This is a genomic window from Devosia sp. UYZn731 (assembly GCF_040546795.1).
In the GTDB taxonomy this organism is placed as follows: domain Bacteria; phylum Pseudomonadota; class Alphaproteobacteria; order Rhizobiales; family Devosiaceae; genus Devosia.
In genome coordinates this window covers 1-14,902 of sequence record NZ_JBEPOL010000013.1, presented here as the reverse complement: position 1 = coordinate 14,902, position 14,902 = coordinate 1, and the positions used below count along the sequence as shown (strand labels likewise).

At 60.1% G+C, this 14,902-nt stretch carries 17 protein-coding genes; 9 read left to right on the top strand and 8 right to left on the bottom strand.

Features of this window, described 5'->3' with window-relative positions:
• Positions 1-44: 44 nt before the first annotated feature.
• The 3 genes from ABIB57_RS24105 to ABIB57_RS24095 form a co-directional block, all read right to left on the bottom strand.
• Positions 45-689 carry an HAD-IC family P-type ATPase gene (locus ABIB57_RS24105; RefSeq protein ID WP_354043830.1) on the bottom strand — a complete coding sequence of 215 codons (645 nt, stop codon included), beginning with the start codon at positions 687-689 and terminating at the stop codon, positions 45-47.
• Entirely contained in the window at positions 686-1,882 is a 1,197-nt protein-coding gene (locus tag ABIB57_RS24100; protein WP_354043829.1) for an HAD-IC family P-type ATPase, read from the bottom strand. The genes ABIB57_RS24105 and ABIB57_RS24100 overlap by 4 nt, the downstream gene beginning before the upstream one ends.
• Before the next feature lie 99 nt (positions 1,883-1,981).
• Complete coding sequence (locus ABIB57_RS24095) at positions 1,982-2,557, bottom strand: hypothetical protein (RefSeq protein ID WP_354043828.1); 576 nt, start codon at positions 2,555-2,557, stop codon at positions 1,982-1,984.
• A gap of 353 nt (positions 2,558-2,910) precedes the next feature.
• Between ABIB57_RS24095 and ABIB57_RS24090 the strand changes: the two genes are divergently transcribed.
• The gene (locus ABIB57_RS24090; RefSeq protein ID WP_354043827.1) at positions 2,911-3,321 is read left to right on the top strand and encodes a response regulator; all 411 of its coding nucleotides are present in this window, start codon (positions 2,911-2,913) and stop codon (positions 3,319-3,321) included.
• Between the two features lie 276 nt (positions 3,322-3,597).
• Here ABIB57_RS24090 and ABIB57_RS24085 read toward each other — a convergent pair whose 3' ends face one another.
• A complete protein-coding gene (locus ABIB57_RS24085; protein ID WP_354043825.1) occupies positions 3,598-4,248 on the bottom strand; it encodes a BON domain-containing protein in 651 nt (216 codons plus the stop codon).
• A 389-nt stretch (positions 4,249-4,637) separates the two neighbouring features.
• Between ABIB57_RS24085 and ABIB57_RS24080 the strand changes: the two genes are divergently transcribed.
• The 8 genes from ABIB57_RS24080 (at position 4,638) to ABIB57_RS24045 (ending at position 11,559) form a co-directional block, all read left to right on the top strand.
• The gene (locus ABIB57_RS24080; RefSeq protein ID WP_354043824.1) at positions 4,638-5,561 is read left to right on the top strand and encodes a DnaJ C-terminal domain-containing protein; all 924 of its coding nucleotides are present in this window, start codon (positions 4,638-4,640) and stop codon (positions 5,559-5,561) included.
• A complete protein-coding gene (locus ABIB57_RS24075; protein ID WP_354043822.1) occupies positions 5,558-5,887 on the top strand; it encodes a chaperone modulator CbpM in 330 nt (109 codons plus the stop codon). The genes ABIB57_RS24080 and ABIB57_RS24075 overlap by 4 nt, the downstream gene beginning before the upstream one ends.
• A 161-nt stretch (positions 5,888-6,048) precedes the next feature.
• On the top strand, positions 6,049-6,609 hold the full coding sequence (locus ABIB57_RS24070; protein ID WP_354043821.1) for a nucleotide exchange factor GrpE: 561 nt from the start codon (positions 6,049-6,051) through the stop codon (positions 6,607-6,609).
• A gap of 43 nt (positions 6,610-6,652) precedes the next feature.
• Complete coding sequence (dnaK, locus tag ABIB57_RS24065) at positions 6,653-8,566, top strand: molecular chaperone DnaK (RefSeq protein ID WP_354043820.1); 1,914 nt, start codon at positions 6,653-6,655, stop codon at positions 8,564-8,566.
• Positions 8,567-8,630: 64 nt separating this feature from the next.
• A complete protein-coding gene (locus ABIB57_RS24060; RefSeq protein WP_354043819.1) occupies positions 8,631-8,912 on the top strand; it encodes a c-type cytochrome in 282 nt (93 codons plus the stop codon).
• A 69-nt stretch (positions 8,913-8,981) separates the two neighbouring features.
• Positions 8,982-9,737, top strand: coding sequence for an SDR family NAD(P)-dependent oxidoreductase (locus ABIB57_RS24055; protein WP_354043817.1), 756 nt, complete (start codon positions 8,982-8,984; stop codon positions 9,735-9,737).
• A 73-nt stretch (positions 9,738-9,810) separates the two neighbouring features.
• Positions 9,811-10,332, top strand: a complete 522-nt coding sequence (locus tag ABIB57_RS24050; RefSeq protein WP_354043816.1) for a GNAT family N-acetyltransferase — start codon at positions 9,811-9,813, stop codon at positions 10,330-10,332.
• A gap of 466 nt (positions 10,333-10,798) precedes the next feature.
• Positions 10,799-11,559 (top strand): IS5 family transposase gene (locus ABIB57_RS24045; RefSeq protein ID WP_354043815.1). Its coding sequence is split into 2 segments (ribosomal slippage): positions 10,799-11,132 and positions 11,132-11,559, totalling 762 coding nucleotides; the frame shifts between segments, so codons are not numbered across the junction.
• A gap of 368 nt (positions 11,560-11,927) precedes the next feature.
• On the opposite strand, the gene ABIB57_RS24040 is transcribed toward ABIB57_RS24045, so the two are convergent.
• From ABIB57_RS24040 to ABIB57_RS24025, 4 genes are all read right to left on the bottom strand, one after another.
• Positions 11,928-12,611 carry a phosphatase PAP2 family protein gene (locus tag ABIB57_RS24040; protein WP_354043814.1) on the bottom strand — a complete coding sequence of 228 codons (684 nt, stop codon included), beginning with the start codon at positions 12,609-12,611 and terminating at the stop codon, positions 11,928-11,930.
• Between the two features lie 19 nt (positions 12,612-12,630).
• On the bottom strand, positions 12,631-13,530 hold the full coding sequence (locus tag ABIB57_RS24035) for a diacylglycerol/lipid kinase family protein (RefSeq protein WP_354043813.1): 900 nt from the start codon (positions 13,528-13,530) through the stop codon (positions 12,631-12,633).
• A gap of 515 nt (positions 13,531-14,045) precedes the next feature.
• On the bottom strand, positions 14,046-14,318 hold the full coding sequence (locus tag ABIB57_RS24030) for a BrnA antitoxin family protein (RefSeq protein ID WP_354043812.1): 273 nt from the start codon (positions 14,316-14,318) through the stop codon (positions 14,046-14,048).
• A complete protein-coding gene (locus ABIB57_RS24025) occupies positions 14,302-14,604 on the bottom strand; it encodes a BrnT family toxin (protein ID WP_354043810.1) in 303 nt (100 codons plus the stop codon). Before ABIB57_RS24025 ends, ABIB57_RS24030 begins: the two co-directional genes overlap by 17 nt.
• Between the last annotated feature and the right edge of the window lie 298 nt (positions 14,605-14,902).

The following is a 14,902-nucleotide window of genomic DNA, read 5'->3' as shown; positions in this document are numbered from 1 at the left end:
TCCTGCCTTCGTTATTCCGGTAGGTCCACGGAATGGATGGCGCCTCATCGCAGCGCTCTCAGGGCATTAAGAATGACGGCAACGTCGATCACCTCCTGCAACAGGGCGCCCTCAACGGGCGGCAACAGCCCAAAAGCCGCGGCCACCATCGCGATGAGCGACAGGCCCAAACCAACGAAGACACTTTGCAGTGCAATGAGGCGCGTTCGCTTCGCAATGAGAATGGCTTTCGCCAGTGGTGCCAAGGCGTCTACCAACAGAACGACGCCCGATGCTTCCGAAGAGGCAGCCGCGCCGCGCGCGCCCATCGCCACGCCAACATCGGCCGCAGCCAAGGCCGGCGCGTCGTTGACCCCATCCCCGACCATCATTACCGGTCCGTTCACGGCCTCATGCTGGACTACCGACACCTTCTCGCTGGGTGTTAGTTGGCCCAACGCCAAGTCGACGCCGAGATCGGTGCCGACCGCAAGAGCGATATCGTTTCGATCGCCGGACGCCAGAACAATTCGGGTGATGCCTGCAGTGCGGAAAGCGTCCAGCGACTGCTGCGCGTCTTTGCGAACCCGGTCCTGCAACACGATCAGTCCGGCGGGTGATCCGTCCACTGCGACGGCGACGGTCATGGCGTCGCCCGGCACACCCCGGGACAACTCCGCGAACCCGCCACCCGTCAGCGTACCGCTCACGAATTCGGTTCCTCCCAGGGCGACACGGTATCGCCCACCAACCCCACCATGCCCTCGCCAGCGGTTTCCACAGCCTCTTTGGGTGCAGACAGCACCAGCTGGCGTTGAACGGCTTCCTTGAGCAGAGCTCCGGCCACGACATGGCTTGAGGCCTGATCCAGACTTGCTGCCTGGCGCAGCACCTCATCCTCGGAAAACCCCGATGCCACATGGATCGCGGTGACGACGGCATTTCCGCCGGTCAGCGTGCCGGTCTTGTCGAAAACTGCGGTCTCTACCTGAGCGAGAGCTTCCAGCATACCGCCACTCTTGACCAGAACCCCGATCCGCGCCGTGCGCGACATGCCCGAAATGATGGCGACAGGAACGGCCAGAATCAGCGGGCAGGGAGTTGCAACGACCAGTACGGCCAGCGCGCGTATCGGGTCCATGGTCAAGGCCCAGGCCGCACCGGCGAGCGCGACTGTGAGCATCAGGAAGGCCATGGCATAGCGATCCGCCAGGCGAGCCATCGGCGCCTTGCTGTTTTGGGCAGCCTCCACGAGACGTACGATGCCGGCATAAGTGCTCTCGGCAGCAGGCCGGGTGGCAATCAGATCGAAGGGTGCGCCAACCAAAGTAGCCCCGCTCAACGCCTCGCCGCCGGAGCAAACCTGGACGGGCACCGACTCGCCGGTCAGGGCTGACAGGTCGAGTTGAGCTTGGCCACTGGCCACACGCCCGTCGACGGGCAGCACCTCGCCCTGCCGGATCAGCAGGCGGTCGCCCGGAACGAGTTCGGTAATGGGCACTTCGTGCAACGTCGAGCCAACGTAGCGCATGGCCGTACGCGCAACGCGACCGAGCAGCGCGCTCATTTCCTGACGTGCCCGCCCCGCGGCGAAGGTCTCCAGCAGTTGGCCACCCGAGTACATCAGGGCGACGACATTGCCTGCGAGAGGTTCGCCAAATGCCAGAGCTGCAGACATCGAAAGGGCGGCAACGATATCGAGGCCGACATCTCCGCGCCGGAGGGAGCGGGCAATCTGTAACAGCAAGCCGCCAAGCACTGGCGCGGTGCCCGCCGCCCAGGCAGCGTTTGCACCTGAAGCGCCACTCAGGAACAGCGTCGTGCCGAAGGCCAGCCCGACCAGTGCAATGCTGAGCAGGATGGCGTCATAATTTGATTTCAATACCAACAAGATACGCGGCATTGCTCAGACCTTTGTGCTGAATTGTCCGCGCGGGATTCGCCAATGAAAGGCCCGTCAGCGCATCCTACCCGACGAGCGGTTTAGCGTTGTTGCTCTGGATCAAGCAGCGCTGGCTTTCGGCTTGGCGTTGATCGCGCTGTGGCTCTCCACGCTCGTGGCATTTGCGGTCGCGAGGATCGCCTTGGCGCGGGCTGCTTCTTCGCTCGAACCATGCACCATGACGATGAACCCGTCCGCCTTGATGGCAGCTTCGTAGCGGACGACGCTGTCCTTTGGGATCCCGATGCTGTAGAGCGCCGCGCCCAAGGCGCTGAGCCCGCCAACGACGATAGCGCCTTCGATGGCAGCGATGGCCGTTGCCGCGAGATAGCCCAGGGCGATGACCGGTCCGATCACTGGGGTGGTGATGAACAAACCGCCAAAAAATAGCGCCCAGAGGCCGCCCCAGAACGCGCCGCGGGAGCCCCAGAATTTCACCCGGTCGCCGGTATTGTAAAAGCCTACGGCGTTTTCCTCGGTGTGGTAGCCCTTGCCGACGACACTGAGTTTCCTGATATCGAAATTGGCCGCCGTCAGCTTCTTTATGGCAGCATCAGCGTCGGGGTGGGCGGCAAATGTTGCCACGGTTGCGTCAGTATAGTCCATGTCGATGTCCTTGAGTGCTAATGAGATCATTAGCTGTTCTAGGCAGCGGACCGCCTTTCCGGCAGGGTCGGAAAACACCCAGTGTCCGGCAGGGTCCAAGCGTGACGGCAGGTTCGTGACGTGTGGGGCTGAGTAGTTTCCGTCCCTACTTGGTTGAGGGCCAATAACGCTATTGTTGGCCTGACTAACGGGGCGATCGTACGCTGCTGGTGCCACTATTTGCGTGGTGCCATCGTGCGGCGGCGTCGCATCAGGACAAGGCTTGAACCAATGCGTGCGTCACACAATTCTCTTTCGGAAATTATCTTTGCGCGTTCGGCGGACCCGCTGCGGCGCCTCGATTTCAGCAGAAACGAGGGCGGCGCAGAACGCCGTCATCCCTCATGAGGAGCCTGCGCGTGCTAGTGGTTGAGGACGAGGGGATGATTGCCATGGCCATCGGCGATGTGCTGGACGAGATGGGGCATCACGTGTGTGCAAACGCTGGCACCGAGACCGATGCAGTCGCCGCGTCCCATCGATCCAATCCCGACCTGATTATCATCGATTGCCGGCTGCGCATTGGCAGTGGCATCGCCGCGATGAGCAAAATTCTGTCCCACGGCTATGTCCCGCACATCTACATCAGCGGCGACAGCCTGGTCGCCGAAACGCTCGATCGTGGAGCCGTGGTGCTGCAGAAGCCGTTCAGCGATATCCAACTCGCCGATGCCATCGCGAGCGCTATGGAGAGCCGCACCGTTCGCACGATCTCCGGTGGCGATCCTCAAAGCAGTGCAAACGGCGGATATTAGTAACGCAACTATGCCGGCTGTTTCGCAGGACCACCACAGCGCGGATACCGGGGCTTGCAGATCCAATCTGCGGTGCTCGATGACGGGTTTTGGACGCCGTCAATCAGATCCTAACCCCGTTTGGCTTTTGAAGGTGAGGACCGCAGGTGCGAGGCGGCTCCAGCAGCACGAGCGGCGTACCGGCGAGACGGTCCGATCTGCGCTAACGGCGCGCGGATTACCGGTTACGATTGCGTGTGCAGGTATGCCGAGCCGCAATGCGGCCCGGCGGAGCGGCTACCAGACCACGGCGAGATTGTTCTCGACCGAGGTAGCGCCGGGAGCGGCCCAGGCGGTGGTTTCGGCTTCTTCGCGATCGTGCCAGGAGGTAACGGTACCGCTCAGTGTCACCTTGCCACCATCGGCGCGCACGGTGATAGTCTTGGGATCATACCAGGAGCGATGCAAGGCGTGACTGATATCACTGCTGACAGTGGTGATATTGACGCGTGGCTTGATTTTGATCTGGTCGGAAATACCGATCACGCCAGCAAGATCACGGATTTCGCGGACTGCGGCGGCCTTTTCAAAATGCCAGTTCACTTCGCCAGACAGCGTAACCCATCCCTTCTCGACCTTGACCTTGAGCGAGTCGTGCGGCACGGCATTGGACCATGAAAAACGATCGACGGCCGCCGCCGCGATGGCTTCGTCGCCCTTGTTGACGTGGCTTGGCAATTTGACTTCAAGTTCTTCGACGATCGCCCTGACGCCCTTGACACGACCGGCCGCCGCTTCGGCGGTATACTTGGCCGCGTAGTTGTCGACGTGGCCGGTCAGCGTCACGACGCCGGCATTGGCCTCAACGCCGACATGGGCCGCGGTGATGCTGGGCTCCCAACTCAGTTCGGCCAGCACGGACTTCTTTAGATCGCTATCGCTCGTCATGGTTGAAACGCTCCGAGTCCTGGTCCGTTGGCGCGGGATGCGCTTCCTACATATCCAGGCATTTTGCTGGCTGAACGAGGACGCGACGCGCCTCCCAGTGTCGCCAGTCACCTGAAGGTGAGCGAAACTGGGGTGCTGCGATAGCATCGGAAATTACCCAAATTGTCGGCGATGGTCTGCGGCAGGCCTGAGGAGTTGGCTGTTGCCGCGATGCAGACCGGCAATCTATAGTCGCAGAGTTGTAGCCTTGACCACCAAGTCTGGGACTTCACCCCGCAATCGAGCGCGGCGGGCCGTGGTGGACTTGCAGAGCTGAGTAGATTCCGAGGGTGCAGGTTGGGCAGGCTTGGCACTACCTGTGTTTGCCTGCGTCAACATAAGGCAACGCCGTGGAAGACCCCTATGTGACTCTTGGCCTCAAACGCGATGCGAGCCAGGACGACATTCGCGCCGCCTATCGCAAACTCGCCAAGCAGCACCACCCGGATCTCAATCCCGGCAATGCCGCAGCCGAGGCAAAATTCAAGACCGTTGCCGCAGCTAACGAGCTGCTTTCCGATCCGGACAAGCGCGCCCGCTTTGACCGCGGCGAACTTGATGCCGCTGGCCAGGAGCGGCCCAGCGGTCCCAGTTATCGTGAGCAAGCCGAAAGTACTGCAGGCCAGCGCTACAGCCGCGCGGGTCCCCAGTCCCAGGCTTGGAATGAGGCTGACTTCAGCGATCTATTCGGGTCAATGTTCAATCAAGGCCGCCGCCCCAACAACGGGCCCAGGCCGGGCGAAGACCAGCGCTACACCCTAACCGCCGCGTTCCTGGATGCGGTGAACGGAGCCACACGGCGTCTGACTTTGCCCGATGGACGCACACTCGATGTCAAAATCCCGGCCGGAACCGCCCAGGGTCAGGTCTTGCGGCTCCGGGGGCAGGGCGGCAACGGTGTGGCGGGCGGGCCAGGCGGCGATGCGCTCATCGAGATCGATATCGCGTCCCATCGGTTCTTCGAGCGCCGGGGCAATGATATCAGTTTCGTGCTTCCCGTAACCCTGGCCGAGGCGGCCCTGGGCGGTTCTGTGCAAGTGCCGACTCCCGCGGGCCCGGTGATGATGCGTATCCCGTCGCATTCCGATAGCGGCAACGAGCTTCGGCTGCGGGGGCGGGGTGTTCCCAAACACGGCGGCGCTGCGGCCGGTGATCTCCATGCCACGCTGCGCGTCATGGTGGGACCATCGGACCCGGCCCTTGAGGCGTTCCTCAAAACCTGGAAGCCAGCCCAGCCATTCAATCCCCGCGCAGAAATGGAGGAATCGTCATGATCACCATCGATGTGCTGGTGAGCCAGACGGAAGGACTCAACCGTGCCGACGTGGAACTGTGGGTTCGCAACGACTGGGTCAAGCCCGAAGCCGTTGGCAATGTCCTCAGTTTTGGGGAGATCGACGTTGCCAGGGTGATTCTGATCCACGAACTGCGCGATGATCTCGAGGTCAACGACGCCGCTTTGCCCATCGTGTTGTCGCTGATCGACCAGCTCTACGACCTTCGCCGGCATGTTCGGCAATTGGGTGAAGTCATCCAGGAGGCGGTCCCAAGCGATCTGCGCGCCGAGGTCTTACAGGAACTGGCCGCTCGAAATCGCTAGGATGCAGGGAAAACTACCCTACCGCATCCCCCTGGGAAATGTGGCTTGAGTAGTTTCCGTCCCTGATGTGCTCATCGGGCTCCCGATAGCCTCCTGCCAGAACGATTGGGTTTCAGGTTCCCCGCAATGGGCGTCGTTGACCCGCAACTCTGGAGCGATCAATGCCAGCCCACGACCAACAGCAGCCGGCAGAACCCGAAGTCGAGACCGGTCCGGCAGGTTACCCTAAAGGCGACGATCTGACGTCCCAACTCGCCGAGATGCGGGACCGCTGGATGCGTTCGGAGGCCGAGATCGTCAATGTCCGGACGCGCGCGCGGCGCGACGTCGATGACGCACGAAACTTCGGCATGCAGAAGTTCGCCATTGACATGGTGGAAGCAGCGGAAAACCTCAGGCGGGGTTTGGCCAGCCTTCCCCCGGCAACGTCGGACGAGCCAACGAGCCTTTCCGGTTTGCGCGCTGGTCTGGTCGAGATCGAACGCGGCTTTCTGGGCATGCTGGAGCGCAATGGCGTCAAGATGGAAGACCCGACGGGCGCCGTGTTCACTCCGGATTTGCATCAGGCGATCGGCCAGCGCGAGGTATCGACCCAAGCGGCCGGCACTGTTGCCCATACCGTGTCGCCCATCTGGACGCTGAACGGCCGCCTGTTGCGTCCTGCAGTCGTGCTCGTGGCTTCAGCGCCAACAGAGCCTCTAGCGACCGAGCCGCGGGCCTGACGACCGAATTCCACCCCTTCCCCTTATTTTCAGGAGCCTGGCTATGAGCAAAGTTATCGGCATCGATCTTGGTACTACCAATTCCTGCGTCGCCATCATGGATGGTAAGGACGTTCGCGTGATCGAAAATAGCGAAGGCGCCCGCACCACGCCGAGCATCGTCGCCTTCGCCAAGGGCGGCGAGCGTCTTGTTGGCCAGTCGGCCAAGCGCCAGTCGGTGACCAATCCCACCAACACGATCTACGCCGTCAAGCGCCTCATTGGCCGCCGGTTCGATGATCCGATGGTGGGCAAGGACAAGAGCCTGGTGCCCTATGCCATCGTGCGCGCCGACACTGGAGATGCCTGGATCGAAGCGCAGGGGCAGAAGTACCCGCCATCGCAGATCAGCGCCTTTATCTTGGGCAAGATGAAGGAAACTGCCGAGGCGTTCCTGGGGGAAACCGTGACCCAGGCAGTCATCACCGTTCCGGCCTATTTCAACGATGCCCAGCGCCAGGCCACCAAGGATGCCGGCAAAATTGCCGGACTCGAAGTCTTGCGCATCATCAACGAGCCTACTGCGGCCGCTTTGGCCTATGGCATGGACAAGAAGAAGACCGGCCGCATCGCCGTCTATGATCTCGGCGGCGGTACCTTCGACGTTTCCGTACTGGAAATCGGCGACGGTGTCTTTGAAGTCAAAAGCACCAATGGCGATACGTTCCTGGGCGGAGAAGATTTCGACGCCCGCGTTATCGATTTCCTCGCTGCAGAATTCAAGCGCGAGCAAGGGATCGATATCCGGTCCGACAAACTGGCCCTGCAGCGCCTGAAGGAGGCCGCCGAGAAGGCCAAGATCGAACTGTCCTCGGCCAAGGAAACCGAGATCAACCTGCCCTTCATCACGGCAGACGCCTCCGGGCCCAAGCACCTGCTCATCAAGATGACGCGCGCCAAGCTCGAAAGCTTGGTGGAAGACCTGATCGCGCGCACCATGGAGCCCTGCAAGGCGGCGCTGAAGGACGCTGGCGTGACCGCCGACCAGATCGATGAGGTCATCCTGGTGGGCGGCATGACGCGCATGCCCAAGGTCATCGAGGTGGTCAAACGGTTTTTCGGCAAAGAGCCGGCCCGTAACGTCAATCCCGATGAGGTGGTTGCCATCGGGGCTGCCATTCAGGGTGCCGTGCTCAAGGGCGACGTCAAGGATGTGCTGTTGTTGGACGTTACGCCATTGAGCCTTGGCATTGAAACGCTGGGCGGCGTATTTACCCGCCTGATCGAGCGCAACACCACCATTCCGTCCAAGAAGAGCCAGACGTTTTCCACTGCCGAGGATAATCAGGGCGCGGTCAACATTAGCGTTTTGCAGGGCGAACGCGAGATGGCGAGCGACAACAAGTCGCTCGGACGCTTCGAACTGACGGGCATTACTCCGGCGCCGCGCGGCACGCCGCAGATCGAGGTCACATTCGATATCGACGCCAATGGCATTGTGTCGGTGCAGGCCAAGGAGAAGGCGACCGGCAAGGAACAGCAGATCAAGATCCAGGCCAATGGTGGGCTCAAGGACGAGGACATCAAGCGCATGGTGTCGGAGGCGGCGGCCAACGCTGAGTCCGACAAGGCCCGCCGGGTCTTCGTTGACGCCAAGAACCATGCTGACGCGATGGTCCATCGCGTGGAGACCGCTCTTCGTGAACACGGTTCGATCATTTCGATCGCCAACCGGGAAGATGCCCAGGCGGCACTTGCAGGCATGAGGTCGGCTGCGTCTGGCAGTGACCTTGCGGCACTGACCACGGCGACGGAGCGACTGTTGGCGATCGAGCAGATGGTCACGACCCTAGCCGCCGAGGACAACGCTGGTGGGCCATCCCCATCGAACGGCCACGAGCAGACCGACGCATCGGCCGGCGAGGACATCGTCGATGCCGAGTTCGAGGATGTCAGTGGCAAGGGCAAGGCAGCATGAGCATCGCGGTTCGAACAGTTTGGCGATAGTCGCTGTCTGCTCTGTATTGGCCGGACTCTGCGGCATGGCCACAGCGGACGAGTTTGACCCGGTTTCGACTGGCCACAACCTCGTCAGCACGTACTGCACGGATTGCCACGCGACCGAACGGACGGGCGACAGCCCGTTCCCCACCGCCCCTCGCTTCCGCGACCTGCACCTGCGCTACGACGTCGAAAATCTCTCGGAAGCCTTGGTCGAAGGCATCGTTACTGCGCATGACGAAATGCCGGAATTCGAATTTGACCCTGACCAGGCCGCGGCGATCGTTGCCTATCTGAAGTCGCTTGAGCCGCTTCCGAAATAAAGAAGAAATGCGCCGACTTATGCTCCGATCCAAGTCCGGGCGCTTCGACAACCATACAAGGACCGTTGAATGACCAATGATTTTTCCAACAAGGTTGCGTTGGTGACCGGCGCCGCGTCCGGCATCGGTGCCGCGATCGCCACCCGCCTTGCTTCCGAAGGCGCAAAGATAGTCCTTGCTGATCGTGATGCCCAAGGCGCCGGGAACGTACTCAATGCCATCAAGCAGACCGGTGGGGAGGCTTCGATCTTCGAGATCGACGTCGCCGATCCCCTGGAAGTCGAGGCCATGGTGGCCTTCGCCGAGAAAACCTATGGCGGGCTGCATCTGGCAGTCAACAATGCTGGGATCGGGGGACCAAGCGCTCCCACGGCGGACTATCCGCTCGATGGTTGGCACAAGGTCATCGACATCAACCTCAATAGCGTCTTCTTCTGCATGAAGTACGAGCTGGCTGCCATGGTACGGGCAGGGGGCGGGTCGATCGTCAACATGGCCTCGATCCTTGGTTCGGTCGGATTTTCCGGCTCGGCAGCCTATGTCGCGGCCAAGCATGGTGTCCTCGGTCTCACCAAGGCAGCGGCGATCGAGTACGCCGCCCATGGTATCCGAGTCACCGCAGTTGGCCCGGGCTTCATCGATACGCCGTTGCTCTCCAAGACCCTGGATGACGCTGCGCTCAAGCACATCGCGGGCCTGCACCCGATCGGTCGCTTGGGTCGATCGGAGGAAGTTGCCGCACTCACGTGCTTTCTGCTGTCCGAGCAGGCGTCGTTCATCACAGGCAGCTATCACTTGGTCGATGGCGGCTACGTGGCACAATGAAGTCGCAGGATCATCTGCGACCTCAAGCGGCACAAGCGTCGCGCGCAAAGGAAATCCGAGGAGGGTCGAGACCATGACCGAATCGAGCACAGACTTGACCACCCACACCGGGTTCAAGTTCCACGTGCGGCCCGTGCAGCCGGAAGACGAAGCAGCACTTGGCCGGTTCTTCGAACAGGTCACGCCCGAGGATTTGCGGTTCCGCTTCCTGAGCAGTCAAAAGCGGGTCGGGCATGACCAACTCCTGGCGATGACCCGCGTCGATCATCGTCGAACGGAGAGTTTCCTTGCGATTGCGGGCAACGGAGGCCCGATCATCGCGTCAGCGATGCTCGCCTGCGACGAAAACCTGGATGTCGGCGAGGTGGCGATATCCGTCAGCGCCGACCATAGGAACATGGGGCTGGGGTGGGAACTGCTGGGTCACATAACGCGCTACGCCGAGGCCAAAGGCGTCCGGCTGCTGCAGTCGCTCGAGAGCAGGTCCAACCACTCCGCGATACAACTGGAAAAGGAATTTGGCTTCACCACCCAGAGCTATCCGGACGACCCCGCGTTGGTGATGGTCCAGAAAATCCTTCGCCCTAGCCTGTGATCAAGGCTGTCCATGTTGTTGCCGACAAAATCGCCACTGCGGAGATGCATAGCCGCGCCGGGACGTTAGTTGCGTCTGCCTTTGTGTTATCGAGCCCAGGAGCCATAATGAGGCGTAGGACTGTCATAATCTGTGCCGCCGCGACGATGGCTGGAGGCGACGGATATGCGCTCGCTCTTTGGTCCGGCATTCGGCACGCGCATTGTCGTCCCCAACAACTCGTATATTGGGCATTATGCAGAAACAGGCTTGACGGTTGGTTGCAGTTGCACGGTAATGCGTTGCCCGAGAAGGGAACCCGCACCGAGCTGGCGACCGGATAATTGCTGCGGCGAAGTTTTTGGTCATGTCGAATCTTTTTGAAAGAATGGGGCATGGCGGTTTCACGCCGAAACTAGGGTCAGGACCTATTAAATTGGTTGCGAGGTCTGCCGAGGATTGATTCTATGGTGGCGGAGGTGTCGCCATGGATGACCTGCTGTTGCTGTCGGAGGCGCAGATGCGCCGGATCGAACCGTATTTTCCGTTGTCGCACGGTGTTGCGCGGGTCGATGATCGGCGTGTCCTGAGTGGCATCCTGTTCGTGATCCGCAACGGCTTGCGGTGGCGAGACGCACCTGCGGCTTATGGGCCGCCCAAGACGATCTACAATCGTTTCATCGGCTGGAGCCGGCTCGGCGTGTTCAACCGGATTTTCGCCGAACTGGCAGGAGGCAGCGATACTTCGGACCGACTGATGATCGATGCGACGCATCTCAAGGCACACCGTACCGCCGCCAGCCTGCTCAAAAAGGGGCTCTACCCCGATGTATCGGACGCAGTCGGGGTGGTCTGACCACCAAACTCCATGCCGTTTGCGATGGCAGCGGTCGGCCCATCCGCCTGGTGCTGACTGAAGGGCAGACCAGCGACTACAAAGGCGCTGCCATGCTGGTCGATACGCTGCCTCCAGCCAAAGCCATGCTCGCCGACAGGGGATATGACGCCGACTGGTTCCGCAAGGCGCTTGCCGAACGCGGCATCGCCCCCTGTATCCCCTCAAAGATCAATCGCAAGGTACAGATCTCACACGACCGAACGCTTTACCGCCAACGACACCGCATCGAGAACATGTTCGCACGTCTCAAGGATTGGAGGCGCATCCACACCTGGTACGATCGATGTGCTCACACTTTCCTATCCGCAATCGCTTTTGCTGCCAGCTTTATCTTCTGGCTCAATCAATGAGTCCTGACCCTAGTTGTAGCCGCAGAAATGATCGCTATCCCCATGGTGTTAGGGTTGGTCTGGGTCGCCGCGGTGTTCAGCGTGCTTAATGCGGCCATGCTAACACTGCGCATTATGGTGGAGAATCGAGGGCTAAATAAATTTCCCGATGGAACGGGCGCGCGTGCAAAAAGGCGCGCTCGTTAGTCCGTAATTTCGCTTTCAACATCGGTTAACACCGATAATATTGTGAGCTAGACTTCGGCCACCAATTAATGCGCCGGTCTAATTTCAGAGGCCAACAATTCTAATTCCGGCCAATATCCCATTATTTTATATGCAAAACCGTTACGCAGGCAATATTAGCCACACAGGCCGAGGTTCTGGTATCACCTCAGCGGTGGCCCTGCTCCTTCTGTCGGAATCTCATATCGCTTCCTAACGACACCTAGAGCCAAGATGGACAAAATCGCCCAGGCACCGCCCAATGACCAACCAGCCACGACATCTGAGGGGTAATGCACGCCTAAGTAGATGCGAGTGAGGCCGATGCAGAGCGACAGCACCAGCGCGACAGCGATAATCGCACGGCGCACGGTTGGGTCTTTGGACAGGTCGTATAGTATTACTCCCAGAACCAAATAGACGATGGCCGAGAGAGCCGAGTGTCCGCTTGGAAAGCTCGCGCTAACCATGTGCGCCACGCCCGGAATGTCCGGTCTTGGCCTATCGAAAACAAACTTCAGGATCGTACTCACAATAGCGCCGCTGGCAACTGAAGCAGCGAGCAGCATGGCAGTCGACCGCCTGTGAGACAACGTCAGAAACAGTACCGCGATTAGGACGACTAAGCTAAGGACGGGGACGCCACCAAGCGCGGTGACGTCACGCGCGGCTTCCGCCAGCCATGCAGGCCCAATGGGGTGGGCCAGGTCATTGGGCTGCCTTAGGGAGAGAAGGATGGCTTGGTCGAATGCGAAGGTGCTACCCTCCGACACTTCGTCTGCTAAAATCCCGAAACCACCAAGGAGCAGGGCGACCGCGCCAAAAGCAGGATATTGCCAGTGCTTCATATTGAGATACCCAATTGCCTTAAGGCCCGCCTAGATCGCCGTAAGGTAGAATAATGCGAAGTGACTTGTCATGTGTTCTGATGCAAAGCGGCAGCGGTCCCGCGACATCGCCGTCAACCTGCACCGCAGTGTTCCCATCCCCCTCTATTAGCACCCAGTCAGCGGATTTGAGGGTGGCCCCGGGAGCATTTCGCGCTTGGCCTATGGCAAGTGCAGAGAGCTGGCCAATGCGCGCTACTAAGCTCCCTGTCATCGAGAGCACGTGGAACTCGGATCGTCCCAAATCCGCTTTAGGCGCCAGCATTAAGCCTGCTGCGTAACGCCTTGCGCGAGTGACAATGACCCATTTTACCTCTCCATCGGAACGCTCAGTCTTAACCCGCACCGCGCCGTTGGCATTCATCAGGGCGGTTAGAGCGGGCCAGACCAGCCCGAGTCGACCCAATCTCCTTGCGCCGCGCTCTTCAAATAGTCTCACAGCGTCCGCGTCCAGTCCCACACCTACAACAAACAGAAATGGCCGCCCGTTTACCTCGCCTACCGGCATAGCACGTTCTGTCCCGTGCAAGATGAGATGCACTAGGTCGCTGGGGAAGCGTGGCACTCCGAGTTCCCTGGCGTAGACATCGGCGGTGCCAGTTGGGATGATGCCCAAGGGGGTGGAACTGCCGATAAGGCCCAGGGCAACAGCGTGCACGGTCCCATCCCCTCCCGCTGCGATGACGGCATCAAAGCGTTTGGTGCTGGCTGCAGAAGCAGCGGCCGTCGTCCCTTCGTCGGCGCTTCGTGTCTCGACAATATCAACGGCTGCCCCGGCTTCTTTAAGCAAGGCGATGCAAATTAGATACCTGCGCCTTGCCCCGCCACCGGCACGGGCGTTGTGTATGACCAGTAGCCTAGTTCTCGCGGCGACTATCATTGCGCACCAAGCCGAACAGACTGCACCAAAATCGGCTACGCGCTTGCTTTTGGTTCACCAAGTGCCTCGTTGCGAACTTAGAACTGCAATGCGCGATATCCATCCTCGATGTCCCTCATACACTGCCATCACCGAACCAACGAGACAGTCGCCGTCTATGGCACCCAACCTAAATCGGACTGAAACCTGATTTCTCAGGTATCGCCCTATCAGCGGCATTCCAATACCCATCATTCGGGCACGCCTCTTTCCAGAGGGGTCTAACTCAGAAAAATGCTTGGTCTCATATGTTGATATCGATGCCAATCGATCCACCTAAAACGCTTGTTCAGTAGGCAGAATATGTCTTAGCGGTCACGATTGTTTTTGGGAACTAGGTTGGATCAACCTCCAGCAGGCGCGACGACTTCGGCAGTCTTGTCGCACATGGATGGCCTCTGGAAAGAACCATCGGGCCTTCGGCGCCTAAGCTCCCAGGTCTCGCGCTGGCTGCTGTACAGTGTAGTGTCCCACGTTCAGCCCTTGCTGGCGTCGATCTTCTCGGACAGCCAAGTCTTGATGAGGGACTGATAGGGTACGTCGCGCCTGTTCGCGGCGACCTTGATCCGTTCAAGCAGCGCGTTCGGCAATCGCAACGAAATCGAGGTCGAGGACGGCTTAAGGTTCGGCAGCCGAACCCGCTCCGCCTTGCGCCAGTCGATGTGATCGGTGGAATCATGAGCCTCCCAGAAGGCTCGTTCTTCCGCCTCGGTTGCGAAAGCCGGAACCGGCTTAGGTGCTTTGCTCATAGTAACTGCGCTCCTTGCGGCTCATGTCGCGGGCCGAAATAACCCGTAATTTCGTTTCGCTATCCCGAAGCGTCAGGGTGATATGAAGCAGCCTTCCGTCATCGGTGCATCCGAGCGCGTGTATTCGCGCCTCGCCCGCGCTGTGCTTGGTATCGGGAACCGTCAGCAGCGGTTCGTTGAAAAACACCTGCTCGGCTTCGGCTTGGCTAACATCGTGTTTCTCGACGCTCTTGCGGGCATTCCCCGCGTCCCATTCAAAGCCGGTGATCCGTTGCCAGTCGATCATTGCTGTATATTGCCATAATATACAAAAACTTCAAGCCTTGTTAGCCGAGCCTCCAGGCGGCCTTGGTGTGATGTGCTTGAGAGGGATGGAAGCCGGGAAAAGCAATTGGGAAAAATCGGGTTCGCGGATCGCCCGAACCGGTGACGCTGCCGCTCAACCGCCGCCATCGCAGTCCCGGCCGCGTCGTCCTGCACAGGGCTAAAGGTGTTGATTGCCACTGAGAACTGACCCTCTGAGGGCGTAAATTTTCACTGAGATTTGACCCATGTTTTGATCGTTCCCAGGCTGTTTGCCGGGG

Excerpts from the sequence above, each read along its gene's own strand:
- dnaK (WP_354043820.1), top strand. The coding sequence starts at position 6,653 with ATGAGCAAAGTTATCGGCATCGATCTTGGTACTACCAATTCCTGCGTC.
- ABIB57_RS24085 (WP_354043825.1), bottom strand. The coding sequence starts at position 4,248 with ATGACGAGCGATAGCGATCTAAAGAAGTCCGTGCTGGCCGAACTGAGT.
- ABIB57_RS24070 (WP_354043821.1), top strand. The coding sequence starts at position 6,049 with ATGCCAGCCCACGACCAACAGCAGCCGGCAGAACCCGAAGTCGAGACC.
- ABIB57_RS24035 (WP_354043813.1), bottom strand. The coding sequence starts at position 13,530 with ATGATAGTCGCCGCGAGAACTAGGCTACTGGTCATACACAACGCCCGT.
- ABIB57_RS24050 (WP_354043816.1), top strand. The coding sequence starts at position 9,811 with ATGACCGAATCGAGCACAGACTTGACCACCCACACCGGGTTCAAGTTC.
- ABIB57_RS24095 (WP_354043828.1), bottom strand. The coding sequence starts at position 2,557 with ATGATCTCATTAGCACTCAAGGACATCGACATGGACTATACTGACGCA.
- ABIB57_RS24040 (WP_354043814.1), bottom strand. The coding sequence starts at position 12,611 with ATGAAGCACTGGCAATATCCTGCTTTTGGCGCGGTCGCCCTGCTCCTT.
- ABIB57_RS24100 (WP_354043829.1), bottom strand. The coding sequence starts at position 1,882 with ATGCCGCGTATCTTGTTGGTATTGAAATCAAATTATGACGCCATCCTG.
- ABIB57_RS24060 (WP_354043819.1), top strand. The coding sequence starts at position 8,631 with ATGGCCACAGCGGACGAGTTTGACCCGGTTTCGACTGGCCACAACCTC.
- ABIB57_RS24055 (WP_354043817.1), top strand. The coding sequence starts at position 8,982 with ATGACCAATGATTTTTCCAACAAGGTTGCGTTGGTGACCGGCGCCGCG.
- ABIB57_RS24090 (WP_354043827.1), top strand. The coding sequence starts at position 2,911 with ATGAGGAGCCTGCGCGTGCTAGTGGTTGAGGACGAGGGGATGATTGCC.
- ABIB57_RS24030 (WP_354043812.1), bottom strand. The coding sequence starts at position 14,318 with ATGAGCAAAGCACCTAAGCCGGTTCCGGCTTTCGCAACCGAGGCGGAA.
- ABIB57_RS24025 (WP_354043810.1), bottom strand. The coding sequence starts at position 14,604 with ATGATCGACTGGCAACGGATCACCGGCTTTGAATGGGACGCGGGGAAT.
- ABIB57_RS24075 (WP_354043822.1), top strand. The coding sequence starts at position 5,558 with ATGATCACCATCGATGTGCTGGTGAGCCAGACGGAAGGACTCAACCGT.